Raw genomic sequence first — 17,310 nt, 5'->3', positions numbered from 1 at the left:
GATGTCTGCCACTGCCACACCTCCGCGCACCGTCCACCTCATTCCGCACTCGCACACCGATATCGGGTACACCTCACCCCGAGCCGAGGTGGCCCGCGCCCACGCGGACTTCCTGCACGAGGTGATCCGGGCGTGCCACACGGCACCGGAATACCGCTGGCAGCTGGAGAACTTCTGGCAGCTGGAGCAGTTCCTGGCGGCTGCGGACGACGGCGAGATCGCCGAGATGTCGGAGCTGATCCGGACGGGGCGGGTGGGTGGTTCGGCGAGCTACCTGAACATGACCGAGCTGCTGGACGCCACTACCTTGGCGTCGGTCACGGCACGAGCGGCCCGGTGGTTCGCCGCGCACGACCACCCGCTACGCACTGCCCTCACGGCCGACATCAATGGCTACTCCTGGGGATACGCCGACATCCTGGCCCAGCACGGAGTGGACCAGCTCTTCGCGAGTATCCACACCCACCACGGCCTCGCTCCCGGCGGCACGGACCAGCGGGCATTCTGGTGGGAGGGCCCCGGTGGCGGTCGGGTTCTCGCCTGGGTGGCACCGCACTATCAGCTCGGCAATGATCTCGGCTTCTGCCCGCGGGGTGCCATGAGCTACACCATCCGGGACGCCTACGACGCCCGCGGCGCCTCCGCCTCGGCGCAGATGCGGGAGGACCGCCTGGGGCGCTACCTCACCGAGCTCACCGAGCGCGACTACCCGTACTCGATCGTCCCGGCACTGATCTCCGGCGCGGCCTCGGACAACGCCCCACCAGACGTCGAGCTCACCGCGGCGGTGCAGGATTGGAACGACAGGCATCCCGAGGGCGTCCGCGTGGTGCTGTCCACCGCGGAAGAGTTCTTCCAGGCTCTCCGTGCCGAGGAAGCCTTCCACGACATCCCCACCGAGCGCGGCGACTGGACCGACTGGTGGGCCGATGGCGTCGCCTCGACTCCTCGTGAGCTTCGCATCGCTCGGGACGCCCACAACCGACTGGAACGTGCCCGCGCCCTGGCTGCCGTCTCCGGAGCCGACATCTCGGCGCAGGTCGCCGAGGCACAGCAGCAGTTGGCGCTGTACGCCGAGCACACCTGGGGGCACTCGCACTCGGTGCTGATGCCATGGTCGACCGAGGTCGTGGCCCAGGATGTCGCGAAAACGTCGGTGGCGGCCAAGGCGCATGCGGCGGCCACCGGTGCGCTCACCCGAGCCCGGGCTGTCGCCGGGGAGTCGCTCTTGCCGCCACGGCACACCACGCTGCGCTACCGGGCCGTCAACACCACCACGACCACACTCTCGATGCTGCGCATCCACGTCGACGACTGGCTCCTGGCCCACCCCGGCACCGAGCCGGTCGCCTTTCACCAGGGCAAGGCGCTCCGTTGCCAGAGCCGCCCGGTGGCTCGAGGTGTGGAGTTGCTCGTCGAACTCGAGATGGCGCCCGGCGCAGACACCGTGATCGACGTGCGGGAACAACCGTGGAAGCACGCCCGGATCGCGGGAGTGGACCGGGTGCACGATGTGAGCGCTGCCCCAGTCGATGACCACGTCCTCGAGGCACGCCACCTTCGCCTGGTGCTGGACCCGGAGAACGGAATCGTCGAGGCGGTGGATCCCTCGCGGGGCGCCAGCATCCTGCGCGGTGCGGCGCCCTTCGCGGCGGTGCACTCCCGCTGGGAGAGCGGCGCCGACCCGGTCAGCCCACGGGCGAACTCGGGTCGCAACAGATCACCTGCCGCCGCCAGCATGACCACCGCGTCAGTCACCGCAGCGCGCGTCACCTCTCGTGGCCCACTCGTCTCGCGAGCCGAACTGCTCATGGAACTGCCCGGATTCGAGCATCTGAGAGTGGGCGTGGAGTGCTCGATGATCGACCCGCTCCTGAGTGTCTCCGTCACCTTCCGCGCGGCGGGGAGCTGGGAAGCCGAGAATCTGCTCCTCCCGCTGCCCTTCGGCCCGACCGAGCCTGGCACACTCTGGGTGGACAAGACCGGTGCGCTACTGCGTCCGGCGATCGATCAGATCGCCGGCACACTGCAGGACTACATGCTGGTGCAACGCGGTTTCGTCCAAGAGGCCGGCGGCTTTGCTGTGGCAGTGGCGACGCCGGATACGCCGTTGATCGCACTGGGAGGGATCGAACATCGGACCGTGTGCCTGCACTCCGGCCCGGATGCGCGCGCTAACCAGCGCGATGTTGCCGCCTGGGCCATCAACACCACATGGGAGACGAACTTCCGCGCTGATGCCGGCGGCTTTCACGAGTTCCGCTTCCATCTCACCTGGGGAGAGCTGGACGCCGCGGCAGCCCTGGAGCGGGCGGGCGCCCTCGCTGCCGGGCCCGAGACCTTCCGAGTTCAGGACTGAACCAGGGCGCCTCCGTGCCGCTCACTGATTCTCCACTCGAGGAGCTCTGGTCCTACCGGCCGGAGGTCGGCCGGCCAGCGGATTTCGAGGAGTTCTGGTCGCTCACCCTGCAGGAGGCGCGGTCGCTGGCCGGCCCCACCATCGCGGAGCGAGCCCGCACACCACTGTCCGAACTCGAGGCCTGGGATCTCACCTTCTCCGGTTTTGGCGGCGACCCGATCAGGGCGTGGCTGCTCCATCCGCTGGGCGCAGGACCCTTTCCGGTCGTCGTCGAGTTCATCGGCTACGGCGGGGGCCGAGGACTGCCCACAGATCGGCTGGGGTGGGCAGCCAGCGGTTTCGCCCACCTGGTCATGGACACCCGGGGGCAGGGCAGCGCCTGGCCGAATGCCGGCCCGGGGGCGACGGCGGACCCACACGGGAGTGAGTCCGCGGCCCCCGGCTTCCTCACGCGCGGGATCTCCGATCCGAGCACGAGCTACTACCGGCGTCTCCATACAGATGCCGTGCTCCTGGTCGAGGCCGCTGCCCGGCTGGACATCGTGGACCCGGCTCGCATCGCCGTGACGGGAGTGAGCCAAGGTGGCGGGGTGTGCCTGGCAGCGGCTGCTCTGAGCCCGCTGGTCCGCGCGGTGATGCCCGACGTCCCCTTCCTGTGCCACTTCGAACGTTTCATCGCGAGGGCGTCCGCGGCCGCAGCCGGAGAGATCCGGCAGTACCTCACTGTCCACCAGGACTCAACCGCCGAGGTGCTGCGCAGCCTGTCCTACATGGACGGCGCGTGCTTCGCCGGGCTTGTGACTGCACCAACGCTGATATCGGTGGCCCTCATGGACGACATCTCCCTGCCGTCAACGGTCTTCGCCGCCTACCACCAGCTGCAGAGTGCCGAGAAGGAGATGGCCGTCTACCCCTACAACGGTCATGAGGGTGGCGGCACAGTGCACTGGGCCCGGCAGGTGGACTGGCTCCGCCAGCGCCTGCCCGGCCCTTCAGCCGAGTGACAGCTGCCGGCGTAGGCCGAGTAACACACCGCCGATGAGGAGGGCGCCGAGAGCTGCGCCGATCACGCCCGGCTCCACGGCACTTCCGGTCTGCGCGAGGTCCCCGCCCGGTGCAGCGACTGGCCCGGAGACCTGATCCGCGCTTACCGACCCGGCGGCCTCCTGCTGCGTCCGTTCGGGTTCGATCGGTTCGGGGTCAATGGGGTCAGTGCCCTCGGGCTGCGCCGGGTCGGTGGGGTCGGGGTCGACTGGGTCGGGGTCGGTGCCTTCGCATTGGGTGGGCAGGGCGATGGTGGTGCCGACCTGGACGCCGGTGATGGTGTTGCATTCCTGGGTCGCGGCGACCGCGGGTCCGGAGAAGGTCACTTCACCGGCTGCAGCGTTGACGTCGGTGTTCAGCGTCTGGCCGCGGTAGGTGATGCCGTGCAGGCCGCCGGTGGCTGCTGGGGCGAGCAGGGCGTGGGGGTCTCCCAGGTCCATGCGGTAGCCGTTGTTGAGCCAGACCGCATCGATCACTGTGGCCAGCCCAAAGATCGACGGACGCACCCCCACCGGCACTGGGCCATCCTCGGAAGGGTTGTAAGCCTCAGCGAAGGAGCCACTGGCGATGGAGTCGCGGAGCACCGAGTTGATCAGTGTCTGCGCGTCCTGCGACCTGCCATGATCGAAGAGCCCGTAGGCGGTATGCGACAGGCTCGTGTATTTGACGCCGGCGAATCCCGCCAGTTGCGTGCCTGGAGCGAACACGGAATCAAAGTGCGCTTCCAGTGCCTGGCGTCGAACCGCATCAAGATCAGGGATGTGGAGCGAACTCGTGGTTTGCAGATCGTGCAGATCGTCTCCGTAACATCCACCAATGGGCGTGCACGCTGGATCACCAGGGAAGTACCACCGGGCCGGCTTACCGTCGAGGGTGTCCCAGTAGTGGTGGTGGTAGCCGGTCAGGAGTTCTTCGCGGAGGTCGTTGAGCATGTCGATGTCGTCATCGTGGCCCAGGACCTCAGCGATCTGAATGCCGTAGTCGATATCGATGATCAAGGTGGTCACGAACTCGGAGTCGCGTTCACCGGGATTGTCATACGCGCCGTAGATCCAGCGCGGGTTATCGGCCTGCCACTGCAGCAACCGGATCAACGCGTCATAGCTGTACGCCAACTCCTGGCTTTGTCCGGTCATGGCATACAGCACCCAAGCCGCCTGAGCCTTCCGGCTGGGCAGGCTCTCCCCAGCCAGGGAACCATCTTCATCAACCAGTGACATCAGCCCATTGAAGGAATCCCAGGCCGCCTCGGGATCGACATAGGCCAGGAACTGGACACCGATGAAACTCTCCCACGCCGCAGCAGACTGCGCCCCGGGAGCTCCGTGGTTCCACATCGAGGGCTTACCGGTAGCCACCGTGCGATACGCGAAACCGGTCTCAGGCTGCGGGGGCAACACGTTGGAATACAGCGCCACAAAGGCCCGGTAGTACGCGCTACGCACCTGGTCATCACTGAGCCCGCCATCATCGGCCACACCCAGCAACGAGAAGTCCTGCGGATGCGGAACACCAGCTAACGCATCCGCCCAGAAACTCACCAGCTCAGCACGAGCATCCGCGATCGGCGTCGCAGCCGCCGCCTGAGCACGCGCCACCGCCTGGGCGTTGTCATCAACGGAGAACCCCGCCCCGATCCGCACCTGACTGGCCGACTCCGGCACCGCCGCGGCCCACACACCCATCCGCGAGGTCGGCTCACTCGAGGCCGGACCACCAGCTTCCAGCTCCTCAATGGACTCGAAGAAGTACACATCCTCCATGCCCGGGATCGCCACCGCGTAACGCACGTGATCCCCGGCAACAGTGATCACCCCGGCATCGGCATCGACCTCCACAGCCCCCACAAAGGAGCCCGCCACACGAAGAACCTCACCCTCACCGGGCGCCTGATCGATCTCGAACTCACGCACCACCGAGTCCAGCCCCACCATGGCATCCGCACCAGAGACCGCCGCACCACCGGGATACGTCGCAGAGAAATCCAACGACGCCGGCGACCAGAAGTTCTCATACTCCGCAGCACCACGAACCCACTCCTGGCCCTGGGAAGCACTCACCAACCGCACGCTGTCGACCACAATCTCAGCGCCACCACCCACGGCGAACAACTTGATCGTGAACGACTGCGAACCCGACCAACCCGTCGCGGCAGAAACATCAAAACTGAACACACCAGAAGCATTCGAACCCGGCTCAAGATCCACATCGTCCCCAGAACCATTGTTGACCTTCAACGCCCAGTCACCATCAACACTGGGCAACGCCAACCGCAGCACCGGGAAAGCATCCAGATCAACATCGACACCACGCTGCACAGCACCAAAGCCATGAGCAGAGTCCGGCCCCACCGTGATCCTCAACGTCCCATCGGCCAGCACAGTCTCCAACCCCTGACCCACATCCCACTCCAACGTCTCCGAGGAGAAGTTGTCCACAAAACCAGCCTGCTGGCCCTGCACACGCACACTCTCCACCGCGATCGAAGCATCCCCACCCACGGCGAACAACTTGATCGAGAACGTCTGCTCACCACTCCACCCCGTCAGGGCCGCAATATCGAAACTATGCACACCACCCGCAGAAGAACCCGGCTGCACATCGATATCAACAGCACCACCGTCATTGAGCTTCAACGCCCACTGACCACTCACCGACGGCAACGCCACCCGCAACACCGGAGTCACATCCACATCAACAGTGATCTCACGAGCCATCGCCGGCCACGGAACCGGTGAATCCGGCAACACCTCAAGAAGCGCCACCCCATCATCAACCGTCACACCAAGACCAGGCTCCAACACCCACTCCTGCGACAGCTCCTCGAACTCATCAGCAAAACCAATCTCAATCGCATCCGGATCATCCGCCAACACCGGCGGCTCCCCCGAAACCCCCTCATACAACTCCAAGAACCGAGGCATCGTCACCGCCTCGTCATACGCGTAATACCCCGCACCCAACGGCATCGAAGGACCAGTACTCTGCTCAAACTCCGACTCCGCCAAATAGAAATTCTGCGGATTCAACACCAACCGACTCTCCGGCACACTCATCGACCGCTGCTGATCCGGCCCACTCAACGACAACTCCAACGGATCCACCACCCCCTCAGGAACAGCCACCGCACCACCCACCGGCCCCACAGCCACCACACCCGCCGCCAGAACCCCCGACACCAACACACCAGAGAGTCTCCGCATCAGAAACCTCTCCCTCCCGCCACAACACTGTGGCTCAACCAACCGAAACAACGAGGACGCGGCGGACTGCCTACCTCACACGGGAGGGTCAGTGCCTGGTCAGACGGCTCTGGCGCCGCCCTGGCCACGATGACCAGGGCGGCGCCAGGGTGATTCAGCGACCTGCCGTGAGCGCGCGGTGTCGCACCGCCAGGATCAGACCGCCGAGCAGCATCGCGGTGATGGCAGCCAAGGCAAGGTGAGTGCTGCCGCCGGCGCCGGTGTTCGGTAGGGCACCGTATTTCCCGGCAGCGTCACCTCCGGCAGCACCTGCGCCGTCCACTCCTCCACCGGAGACCGGCGCCGCCACGATCTCGATCGGTGCCCAGCCGATGAGCTCACCATCGGCCCATTGCACGACGATCCGGTGATCGCCCAGGGTGGCACCCTCCGGGATCGTGGCAGCGATGGTGCCATCAGCGGACACGTCCCCGGTCGTGAGCAGCACCGGATCCGAGTGCAGCCACACGCGCACCTGCTCCCCCGACGCACTCGGAACCGTGACATCGATCGTCTCGCCCCGCTCGGCCGATTCCGGAACACTCACGTCACCGCGGACATCCTCACCGAGCTCCTCATCCGGCGTGGCGACAGGCTCTCCCGGAGGATCGGTCGGGTCGGGGTCGGTCGGGTCGGGGTCGGTGGGGTCGGGGTCGGTCGGGTCGGGGTCGGTGCCTTCGCATTGGGTGGGCAGGGCGATGGTGGTGCCGACCTGGACGCCGGTGATGGTGTTGCATTCCTCGGTCGCGGCGACCGCGGGTCCGGAGAAGGTCACTTCACCGGCTGCAGCGTTGACCTCGGTGTTCAGCGTCTGGCCGCGGTAGGTGATGCCGTGCAGGCCGCCGGTGGCTGCTGGGGCGAGCAGGGCGTGGGGGTCTCCCAGGTCCATGCGGTAGCCGTTGTTGAGCCAGACCGCATCGATCACTGTGGCCAGCCCAAAGATCGACGGACGCACCCCCACCGGCACTGGGCCATCCTCGGAAGGGTCATAGGCCTCCGCGAACGAACCACTGCCAATGATCTCCCGCAACACCGCACTGGTCAGCGTCTGCGCGTCCTGCGACCGCCCATGATCGAGCAGACCGTAGACGGTGTAGGACATGTTGGGGTACTTCACATCTGCGGTTCCTGCGAACTGCGCTGCTGGATCGTAGACCGAGTCGAAGAAGGCGAGCAGGGCATCTGCCCGCTGCTCCTCGAGCCCGTCCACGTGCAGGGCCATCGTGGTCTGGAAGAGGTTGCCGTAACAGCCGCCACGCACACTGCAGTCCGGGTCGCCCGGGAAGAGGTACTGCCTCGGGGGCACATCGTGCGGAGTGTCCCAGTAGTGGTGGTGGTAGCCGGTCAGGAGTTCTTCGCGGAGGTCGTTGAGCATGTCGATGTCGTCATCGTGGCCCAGGACCTCAGCGATCTGAATGCCGTAGTCGATATCGATGATCAAGGTGGTCACGAACTCGGAGTCGCGTTCACCGGGATTGTCATACGCGCCGTAGATCCAGCGCGGGTTATCGGCCTGCCACTGCAGCAACCGGATCAACGCGTCATAGCTGTACGCCAACTCCTGGCTTTGTCCGGTCATGGCATACAGCACCCAAGCCGCCTGAGCCTTCCGGCTGGGCAGGCTCTCCCCAGCCAGGGAACCATCTTCATCAACCAGTGACATCAGCCCATTGAAGGAATCCCAGGCCGCCTCGGGATCGACATAGGCCAGGAACTGGACACCGATGAAACTCTCCCACGCCGCAGCAGACTGCGCCCCGGGAGCTCCGTGGTTCCACATCGAGGGCTTACCGGTAGCCACCGTGCGATACGCGAAACCGGTCTCAGGCTGCGGGGGCAACACGTTGGAATACAGCGCCACAAAGGCCCGGTAGTACGCGCTACGCACCTGGTCATCACTGAGCCCGCCATCATCGGCCACACCCAGCAACGAGAAGTCCTGCGGATGCGGAACACCAGCTAACGCATCCGCCCAGAAACTCACCAGCTCAGCACGAGCATCCGCGATCGGCGTCGCAGCCGCCGCCTGAGCACGCGCCACCGCCTGGGCGTTGTCATCAACGGAGAACCCCGCCCCGATCCGCACCTGACTGGCCGACTCCGGCACCGCCGCGGCCCACACACCCATCCGCGAGGTCGGCTCACTCGAGGCCGGACCACCAGCTTCCAGCTCCTCAATGGACTCGAAGAAGTACACATCCTCCATGCCCGGGATCGCCACCGCGTAACGCACGTGATCCCCGGCAACAGTGATCACCCCGGCATCGGCATCGACCTCCACAGCCCCCACAAAGGAGCCCGCCACACGAAGAACCTCACCCTCACCGGGCGCCTGATCGATCTCGAACTCACGCACCACCGAGTCCAGCCCCACCATGGCATCCGCACCAGAGACCGCCGCACCACCGGGATACGTCGCAGAGAAATCCAACGACGCCGGCGACCAGAAGTTCTCATACTCCGCAGCACCACGAACCCACTCCTGGCCCTGGGAAGCACTCACCAACCGCACGCTGTCGACCACGATCTCCGCGCCACCACCCACGGCGAACAACTTGATCGTGAACGACTGCGAACCCGACCAACCCGTCGCGGCAGGAACATCAAAACTGAACACACCAGAAGCATTCGAACCCGGCTCAAGATCCACATCGTCCCCAGAACCATTGTTGACCTTCAACGCCCAGTCACCATCAACACTGGGCAACGCCAACCGCAGCACCGGGAAAGCATCCAGATCAACATCGACACCACGCTGCACAGCACCAAAGCCATGAGCAGAGTCCGGCCCCACCGTGATCCTCAACGTCCCATCGGCCAGCACAGTCTCCAACCCCTGACCCACATCCCACTCCAACGTCTCCGAGGAGAAGTTGTCCACAAAACCAGCCTGCTGGCCCTGCACACGCACACTCTCCACCGCGATCGAAGCATCCCCACCCACGGCGAACAACTTGATCGAGAACGTCTGCTCACCACTCCACCCCGTCAGGGCCGCAATATCGAAACTATGCACACCACCCGCAGAAGAACCCGGCTGCACATCGATATCAACAGCACCACCGTCATTGAGCTTCAACGCCCACTGACCACTCACCGACGGCAACGCCACCCGCAACACCGGAGTCACATCCACATCAACAGTGATCTCACGAGCCATCGCCGGCCACGGAACCGGTGAATCCGGCAACACCTCAAGAAGCGCCACCCCATCATCAACCGTCACACCAAGACCAGGCTCCAACACCCACTCCTGCGACAGCTCCTCGAACTCATCAGCAAAACCAATCTCGATCGCATCCGGATCATCCGCCAACACCGGCGGCTCCCCCGAAACCCCCTCATACAACTCCAAGAACCGAGGCATCGTCACCGCCTCGTCATACGCGTAATACCCCGCACCCAACGGCATCGAAGGACCAGTACTCTGCTCAAACTCCGACTCCGCCAAATAGAAATTCTGCGGATTCAACACCAACCGACTCTCCGGCACACTCATCGACCGCTGCTGATCCGGCCCACTCAACGCCAACTCCAACGGATCCACCACCCCCTCAGGAACAGCCACCGCACCACCCACCGGCCCCACAGCCACCACACCCGCCGCCAGAACCCCCGACACCAACACACCAGAGAGTCTCCGCATCAGAAACCTCTCCCTCCCGCCACAACACTGTGGCTCAACCAACCGAAACAACGTTGTCCCGCAGGCTACTATGAGATCTGCCTCACCACAAGGGACCGGAGCAACCAATGACGTCAGGCGTGACCGATATGCCACTCGAGGAGCTGTGGCGCCATCGGGCGCCGCGGACGTGCCCCGCAGACTTCGAGGACTTCTGGAACCAGACCATCGAGAGTGCACGCCAGGCCGCTCAACCTGCCGACCTGCGCAGGGAAGCCAGCCCGGTGAGTACCGTGCTCATCGAGAACCTGACCTTCTCCGGGTACGCCGGCGATCCCATCCAGGCGCAGATCGTCCGCCCCACGACCTCCGCCCCCGCCCCCGCCGTGCTCCAGTTCCTGGACTACGGGGAAGGGGCGGGACTCCCGGGCGAGCGCCTCCACTGGGCAAGCTGCGGATACGTGAGCGTCATCATGGACTCCCGGGGCCAAGGCACGAGGCTTACGGCAGGCCACACTGCCGATCCGCACGGCACGGGCCCGTCAGTGCCGGGGTTCATGACTCGAGGCATTCTCGATCCCGAGACCTTCTACTACCGGCGCTTGTACACCGATGCCCTTCGTTTGGTGGACGCCGTCGCCGAACTCCCTTTCGTGGACGCCTCTCGCATCGCCGTCACCGGCAGGGGCCAGGGCGGGTCACTCGCTCTCGCCGCAGCGGCGCTCCACCGCAGGGTTGCTGCTGCTATGCCCTGCGCGCCCTTGCTCTGCGATGCCGGACGAAGCATCGTCATCACACCGCAGCCACCCATCACGGAGATCACCCGGTTCCTCAGCGTCCACCACGGTCGCGAACCGGAGGTGCTCCGCACTCTCGCGTACACCGACGGGGCCGAGCTCGCGTACCGCGTGACCATCCCGACCTACATGTCCACCTCCTTGATGGACGGCGTCGCCATGCCGTCGACCGCCTTCGCCGCCTTCCACAACCTCGCTTCGCAAGACAAGAGCCTCGAGGTGTACGAACACAACGCTCACGAGGGGGGCGGCTACCGCCATTGGCTTCGACAGGTCGAGTGGTTGCGCGAGCGCTTCGGCTCCGATTGAGGGCCCCGCCACATCTTCGCTGCTGCTCGGCGAACTCACCGCCCACTGATCCATCGCCGTCACCAGCGCTTCGAGGGACCGGGCCCGTGCGGTGAGGTCGTACTCCACGCGGGGCGGCACGTCCGGATAGGCGGTGCGGCGCACGATTCCGTCTTCTTCGAGCTCGCGGAGGTGCCGCCCCGCGCCGACCGCCTCTCCGACTACGAGCACGCCCGAGACGACCTTCACCGGCGCCTGAAAAGGCTGTTCACCGGCGCCCCATCCCGTACCGCCCGCAGTTCACTGGTGACTACACCCCCGAGTGGGAGCTGGCGCCGCATGTCCGCCCCGGCGAGCACGGGCTGTGCGCGCGCACCGTGAACTTGGCCGACTACGTGACTGCGCCACGCAGTGCGATCACGATGCCGGCCCCGGCGAGCATGAGGAGGATTCCGAATGCCAAGGTGAAGGTGGCCCCGGTAGCGAGCACGACGGCGATGAGCGCGGTGGTGACGCCGATCCCCATACTTTCTCCTGACTGCAGGGCGGAACTGTAAGCACCGTGGTCCTGGGTGCTTGCCAGCGCCAGTGTGGCGCTGGCGAGCCGGGGGTAGGCAGTGCCCATACCTGCACCCATCGCGAGACATCCGATGACGAGCCCCCAGAGCGGCAGGCCGATGCCCGTGTAGATCAGCACCAGAGCCGTCCCGGTCGCAACCAGCAGCGCGGCCTGCAGAACGAGACGCCGATGGCTGGCCTGTGTGGCGGGAAAGCGCCCTTGAACCCAGGCGCCCAGCGCCCATCCGCTGGCGCCCATCGCGATGACCAGGCCCGCAGTGGTGGGCGGGTAGCCGCGTTCGCTCTGGAGGTAGAGCGTCAAGTACAGGTTGGTCGTAGCGACGGTGGCACCCAGGATGGCGCGGAGCGCCACGAGCCGTTGAGGTCCGCCGCGCAGGAGGAGCGTCCCCGCAGGGAGGATGATGCGCGCTGTGGCAAGGAGCGCGACGGAGGCCACCGCCACGACCAGGACCGAGACGGGTGGGCTGAGCTGGCTGCTCAGGTGCAGGGCGACGAGTAACGCGGCGGCCAGGCAGGCCAGCGCTCCGTTCCGCCCGATGATCCCCGACCACACGCCACGTTCAGGCCGTGCGGCGCCGGCTTCGCGTGGCCGCACAGGGGTGCGGGTGACATGCAGCAGCGCCAGGAGCGAGACGGTGGCTCCGGCAAGGACGATCCCGAACACGGCACGCCAGGTCATGAGATCGGTCAAAGCTCCCGCGATCACGGGCCCGGCCAGGGAGGGGACGAGCCAGGCGGCGGTCAGGAGCCCGAACATGCGCGGCCGCGGAGCTTCAGGAATGTGGCGGGCAATGAGGACGTAGAGAATGACCGAGTCGATCCCACCGCCGATTCCTTGCAGGAGCCGCCCGAGAACGAAGGTCACGCTTTCCGGTGCGACCACGCTCAGGGCCAGGCCGAACAGGAATATGCTCCCGCCGACGATCAACGGCACACGAGGCCCGGATCGATCGGCCCAGTTGCCGCCGACGACCATACCGATCAGGGCGGTGGTGATCGTGGCTGCATAGGCGAAGGAGTACCACCCGATATCCCCGAGGTCGGCCATCGCGACCGGGAGGACGGTGGTGACGGCAAAGGACTCGAAGGCAATGAAGGTCATCAATGCCAGCACACTGGCGATGAACGGCCACGTTCGCGCCGTCCACAGTTTCTCCTGCAGATCGGGAGTACGGGCCCTCACGGCATCTGGCCGATCTCGAGGACGACCTTGCCGCGCCCGTGCCCGGTTCCCACCTCGCGGTGCGCGTCAGCAACATGATCAAGTCGGTAGTGACGGCGGATGTGCACGTCCAACTCACCTCGCTCGAGCCGTGACATGAGATCGGCCAAGCGGTCGGCGCTACGGCGGCTGCGCACGATCCGGCATCCGAGTTCGGCTGCCAGCGCCATGTCCACGATCGTTGCTACTCGATCTCGATCGGCCACCAGTTCGAGCGCGGTGCGCAGGTTCTCGTGCCCGGCCGCATCGAGGGCGACGTCAATGCGCGGCGCCATGGCGCGGATGCGATCGCCTTGCCCGTCCCCATAGGCCACGGGAACAGCACCCAGGGACCTGAGGTAGTCATGATTGGCCTCGCTGGCGGTCCCGATGACGGTCGCGCCGGCGCGGACGGCTAGCTGAGTGAAGATCGTGCCCACTCCACCAGCAGCACCACAGACGAGCACGACCTCGCCTGCGGCCACAGCGAGCTCCTCGAACGCAGTGTGAGCGGTCTGCCCCGAGGCCGAGAGCGCCCCGGCCGCCGACCACGTCACGCTCTCCGGCTTCCGCACGATCTGCGCTTGCGGCACGGCGACGTACTCGGCGTAACAATTCAGCACACTGAAGCCGGCAACCCTGTCACCGACTCGGAAGTCGTCCGCATCGGCACCGACCTCCTCAATGAATCCGGAGAACTCGTTGCCGAGAATCTGCGGGAACCTGATCAGGGCACCGGGAGGCGTCCAGCCGGCACGGATCGCCGTGTCGGTGAGCTGAACCCCCGCAGAGATCACTCGCACAAGAACACCGTCAGCAGGCACCACGGGGCGATCCATCTCGCGCACCCGGAGCACCTCGGGCCCACCGAAGCTGTCGATTGCCGCCGCTCGCATGATCGCGCTCACGAGACCACTCCTGCGGCCGCCAGGAAGTCGGTCAGTTCGTCGAGCGGGGCCATGCCGGAGATCTGTCGGCCGTCTGCTGCCACGATCGTCGGCACGGAGCTGATCGCCAAGCGCCGCGCGTCCTCCTGATCACCAATGACCTCATCGGCGAAGCTCGCGCCGGCCAGTGCATGCTCTAGCCCCACGCCATCGACGCTCCAGGACGTCGCCAGTTCGCGCAGCGTCTCGGCCTCTCCCAAGTTCCTGTTGTGGCCGAAGTGTGCCGCGAAAGCGGAGTCCCACGCAGCATCGGTGTCAACGGAATCCGTGGCCTCAGCAAGTTTGAGGAGCCGGTGGATCCGACGGGAATCGAACATCACCGCTCCGTCCAGGTTGATCTCGACCCCTTCAGCCCGCCCCACGCTCCGGATGTGCCGGCTCTTGGACTCCCACTGCTCGGCCGTCATGCCCCATTCGCTCCTCGCAACGTGTGCTGTGGCGCGGCCCGGGCTGACCGGCCCTTCGGGTTCGAGCAGAAAACTCCGCCGCCGCACCCGCACCTGCTCAGGAAGTGCTCCTCGGGCGCGCTGTAGACGCCGCATGCCGATCCAGCACCACGGGCATCGCACGTCCGCCCACATATCCACACCGATCATCACCAGGCTCCTTCGTCGAGTTCGCTTGATCTAAAGTGGACTACGTCAAGTCCACTTGAGGTCAAGCTGACCGGTGAGGAGTCGGCGACGATGCGCCAGGTACCCAAGGACGTTCTCTGGCTCAAGCCCGGACAGATCGCCGACCGCGCCGGAGTAGCTGTATCGACGTTGCACTACTACGAGTCGATGGGCCTCATCCACAGCAGGCGAACCGCAGGCAACCGGCGCGAGTACCGTCGCGACACTCTCCGTGTGCTCGCCTTCATCCGGGCGTCCCAGCGAGTGGGCATCAGCCTGGACCGCATCAAGGATGCGCTTGACGGGCTCCCCCAGCACGGGCTCCCCACGAAGAAGGACTGGGCGCGGATCTCGCGAGAGTGGCGGGAAGATCTGACCAATCGCATTGAGCACCTGACAGCGCTGCGCGACAGGTTTAGCAACTGCATCGGCTGCGGCTGCCTCTCACTTCAGTCGTGCCCATACTCCAACCCGGATGACATTCTCGGTGCGGGTGGACCAGGACCACAGCGCCTTCTTTAGAGACCTCCACTCGCGCGATGGACGCGGTCAGCCCTTCGTGATCACCACCGGCCACCCCACGACTGCTCTGCCAGTTCCGGGCTAGCTCCGCGAAGGCCCTGAGCCAGGACCGCCAGCCCCTGACGACAGGAGCGCCCTCCTCGCACCGCCCCACCACCCCCTGGACCAGATTTACAACAAGGCATCTCGTGCTTATAAGGTAAGCCTGACCTTACCCCCGGCTGAGAGTGTCGCCATGCCTGCCCGCTTCCCCCTGTCCACACGACTGTCCCGCCCTGGAGCCATCGCCATCGCGCTCGTCTTGACCTTGGGCGCCTGTGCCGCGACGACCTCGGCTAACCCGGAGGCCGAACCGGTCGAGCCCGAGACGGCTGACTCACCCGCCGAGGAGTCCAGCGACGAGACCGTCCACTTCGAGTACGGCGAGTTCTCCGCGGAGATCCCCGCCGATCCGCAGCGCGTCGTGGTCATCGAGGGCCGGGCGGATCTGGAGTTCGCCCTGACCGTCGACTACCCAGTGATCGCCTCCGGGTTCTTCTTCGGCCGTGAGGGCGCGCTCTTCGACGAGCTCGACGAACTGATCTCTCCGGACCTGCACACCTTCCACTTCGCCGACAGCAACGAGCCCGACTACGAGGTGATCGCCTCCCTGGAGCCCGATCTGATCGTGATGCGCCAGAACGCGTACCTGGGAGATTTCTACGGCCGCGACCGACTGTCGGAGATCGCTCCGATCCTCGGCGTGGAGACCGGCGTGGCGGACTGGCAGGACGTGCTCCTCGACCAGGCCACGGAGCTGGGACGAGAAGAGGCGGCGGCTGAGCAGATCCAGCAGTACACCGACCTCGTGGAGGAGATCACCGCCCGGTCCGGGGACGAACTGGCCGGGATGTCCATGGCCTGGGGCACGGCCCTCAACGAGCCGGGGATGCTGGTCATCACCAACTCCCTGGGCTATGCCGTCGCGGAGGATCTCGGCATTGACGTGCCGCACTTCGATCCCACCGATGAGGACGGCTACTACGAGGTCTCCGAGGAGAATCTCGATGCCGTGGCCGATGTGGACGCACTGGCCATCTTCGCCTTCGATGAGCGACCGGCCCTGGGCGAGTCGGAGACCTTCGCCCGGCTGCCTGCCGTTCAGGACGGGCGGGTGCGCTCGGTGGACCTGACGGTGAACCAGGGCCTCGCCCGCGCCGCCCGGGCGCTGGCCCTCGAGCTCGAAGCGCTGGCCACCTCATGAGCCGCTTCGCTCGCCTCCTCCCGCCGAAACAACGCGTCGAACCGCCGCCGCGCCGCGGCACGTACCGGGCCTTCGCCACCACCGTGCACCAGGTGCAGGACCTCTCCGCGCGCATGCGACGGGTGACGCTGGGAGCACCGCAGTTCCAGGATTACTCCCTCTGCCGGCCCGATGACTTCTTCGCGCTGCTCCTCCCCGGCGAGCGCGGGCTCGAGCTCCCGCCCGAGGGAACGACCGGCACCACGCCCCGCGGGTTGGTCGCGGACATGCCCGAGGACCACCGCCCGGAGATGCGCTGGTACACCATCCGCGAGCACCGACCCCAGGCCGGCGAGGTCGACGTCGACATCGTGCTGCACGGCGACGGCCCCGAGAGCGGTCCCGGCAGCCGGTGGGCCTCACACGCCCGGCGCGGTGACCCGGCGGGTTTCGTGGAGGGCAACGGCATGTACAACCCCCCGCCCACCACGCGCCGTCAGCTGTTCTTCGCGGACATCACCGCCGTCCCGGCCCTGGCGGCGATCCTGGAGTCCCCGGATCCGGCCCCGGGCCGCCCCAGGCCGGGAGCAGCCGATGTCGCCCACATCGAGGTACCTGAGGCCGGCGACATCCTCGACATCGACACCGAGGTCGCGATCGCCTGGCATGTGCGCGGGTCACAGCCACCCGGCTTCTCGATCGAGCAACTCCTGCGCGACGCCCCGCGCGGCGAGATCGACTACGCCTGGGTCTGCGCCGAGGCTGGCCTGGTCAAGCAGGTGCGCCGGGCACTGGTCCACGACTCCGGGGTGCCCAAGAACGCCATCACCTTCAGCGGCTACTGGCGCGAGGGCGAGGCACGGACCTGAT

Annotated in this window: 11 protein-coding genes; 6 read left to right on the top strand and 5 right to left on the bottom strand. The window is 66.1% G+C overall.

Going from position 1 to position 17,310, the window contains the following annotated elements:
- Position 1 precedes the first annotated feature (1 nt).
- Both EDD31_RS09035 and EDD31_RS09030 read left to right on the top strand, forming a co-directional pair.
- A complete protein-coding gene (locus EDD31_RS09035; protein WP_123303853.1) occupies positions 2–2,359 on the top strand; it encodes a glycoside hydrolase family 38 N-terminal domain-containing protein in 2,358 nt (785 codons plus the stop codon).
- 14 nt (positions 2,360–2,373) lie between these two features.
- Entirely contained in the window at positions 2,374–3,363 is a 990-nt protein-coding gene (locus tag EDD31_RS09030; protein WP_123303852.1) for an acetylxylan esterase, read from the top strand.
- Here EDD31_RS09030 and EDD31_RS09025 read toward each other — a convergent pair.
- Together EDD31_RS09025 and EDD31_RS09015 are read right to left on the bottom strand one after the other, a co-directional pair.
- Complete coding sequence (locus EDD31_RS09025; RefSeq protein WP_148058914.1) at positions 3,352–6,327, bottom strand: hypothetical protein; 2,976 nt, start codon at positions 6,325–6,327, stop codon at positions 3,352–3,354. The two genes, EDD31_RS09030 and EDD31_RS09025, sit on opposite strands and share 12 nt — an antisense overlap.
- Positions 6,328–6,760: 433 nt before the next feature.
- A complete protein-coding gene (locus EDD31_RS09015) occupies positions 6,761–10,012 on the bottom strand; it encodes an LPXTG cell wall anchor domain-containing protein (protein ID WP_148058913.1) in 3,252 nt (1,083 codons plus the stop codon).
- Between the two features lie 407 nt (positions 10,013–10,419).
- On the opposite strand from EDD31_RS09015, the gene EDD31_RS09005 reads away from it, so the two are divergent.
- Complete coding sequence (locus EDD31_RS09005; RefSeq protein WP_245991328.1) at positions 10,420–11,376, top strand: acetylxylan esterase; 957 nt, start codon at positions 10,420–10,422, stop codon at positions 11,374–11,376.
- Positions 11,377–11,746: 370 nt separating this feature from the next.
- Here the strand turns inward: EDD31_RS09005 and EDD31_RS08990 are convergent, their stop codons facing one another.
- From EDD31_RS08990 to EDD31_RS08980, 3 genes are read right to left on the bottom strand one after another with little or no spacing between them, the layout of a single operon-like run.
- Positions 11,747–13,117, bottom strand: a complete 1,371-nt coding sequence (locus EDD31_RS08990; protein WP_123303848.1) for an MFS transporter — start codon at positions 13,115–13,117, stop codon at positions 11,747–11,749.
- Positions 13,114–14,043, bottom strand: coding sequence for an NADP-dependent oxidoreductase (locus EDD31_RS08985; protein WP_245991087.1), 930 nt, complete (start codon positions 14,041–14,043; stop codon positions 13,114–13,116). Before EDD31_RS08985 ends, EDD31_RS08990 begins: the two co-directional genes overlap by 4 nt.
- Positions 14,040–14,663, bottom strand: coding sequence for a DsbA family oxidoreductase (locus EDD31_RS08980; RefSeq protein WP_281270464.1), 624 nt, complete (start codon positions 14,661–14,663; stop codon positions 14,040–14,042). The genes EDD31_RS08985 and EDD31_RS08980 overlap by 4 nt, the downstream gene beginning before the upstream one ends.
- 105 nt (positions 14,664–14,768) lie before the next feature.
- Here EDD31_RS08980 and soxR point away from each other — a divergent pair, with 105 nt between their 5' ends.
- The 3 genes from soxR (at position 14,769) to EDD31_RS08965 (ending at position 17,309) form a co-directional block, all read left to right on the top strand.
- The gene (soxR, locus tag EDD31_RS08975) at positions 14,769–15,218 is read left to right on the top strand and encodes a redox-sensitive transcriptional activator SoxR (RefSeq protein WP_123303846.1); all 450 of its coding nucleotides are present in this window, start codon (positions 14,769–14,771) and stop codon (positions 15,216–15,218) included.
- Positions 15,219–15,453: 235 nt separating this feature from the next.
- Positions 15,454–16,461 (top strand): ABC transporter substrate-binding protein, encoded by a 1,008-nt coding sequence (locus EDD31_RS08970; protein WP_123303845.1) that lies wholly within the window; start codon positions 15,454–15,456, stop codon positions 16,459–16,461.
- Entirely contained in the window at positions 16,458–17,309 is an 852-nt protein-coding gene (locus EDD31_RS08965; protein WP_123303844.1) for a siderophore-interacting protein, read from the top strand. The genes EDD31_RS08970 and EDD31_RS08965 overlap by 4 nt, the downstream gene beginning before the upstream one ends.
- Position 17,310: the final 1 nt, after the last annotated feature.

It is taken from the genome of Bogoriella caseilytica (genome assembly GCF_003752405.1).
Lineage (GTDB): Bacteria > Actinomycetota > Actinomycetes > Actinomycetales > Actinomycetaceae > Allobogoriella > Allobogoriella caseilytica.
This window is presented reverse-complemented; position numbering and strand designations above follow the sequence as displayed.

Coding starts and splice junctions, on each gene's coding strand:
- EDD31_RS08970 (WP_123303845.1), top strand. CDS start 15,454: ATGCCTGCCCGCTTCCCCCTGTCCACACGACTGTCCCGCCCTGGAGCC.
- EDD31_RS09015 (WP_148058913.1), bottom strand. CDS start 10,012: ATGCCTCGGTTCTTGGAGTTGTATGAGGGGGTTTCGGGGGAGCCGCCG.
- EDD31_RS09035 (WP_123303853.1), top strand. CDS start 2: ATGTCTGCCACTGCCACACCTCCGCGCACCGTCCACCTCATTCCGCAC.
- EDD31_RS08965 (WP_123303844.1), top strand. CDS start 16,458: ATGAGCCGCTTCGCTCGCCTCCTCCCGCCGAAACAACGCGTCGAACCG.
- EDD31_RS08980 (WP_281270464.1), bottom strand. CDS start 14,663: ATGTGGGCGGACGTGCGATGCCCGTGGTGCTGGATCGGCATGCGGCGT.
- soxR (WP_123303846.1), top strand. CDS start 14,769: ATGCGCCAGGTACCCAAGGACGTTCTCTGGCTCAAGCCCGGACAGATC.
- EDD31_RS09005 (WP_245991328.1), top strand. CDS start 10,420: ATGCCACTCGAGGAGCTGTGGCGCCATCGGGCGCCGCGGACGTGCCCC.
- EDD31_RS09025 (WP_148058914.1), bottom strand. CDS start 6,327: ATGCCTCGGTTCTTGGAGTTGTATGAGGGGGTTTCGGGGGAGCCGCCG.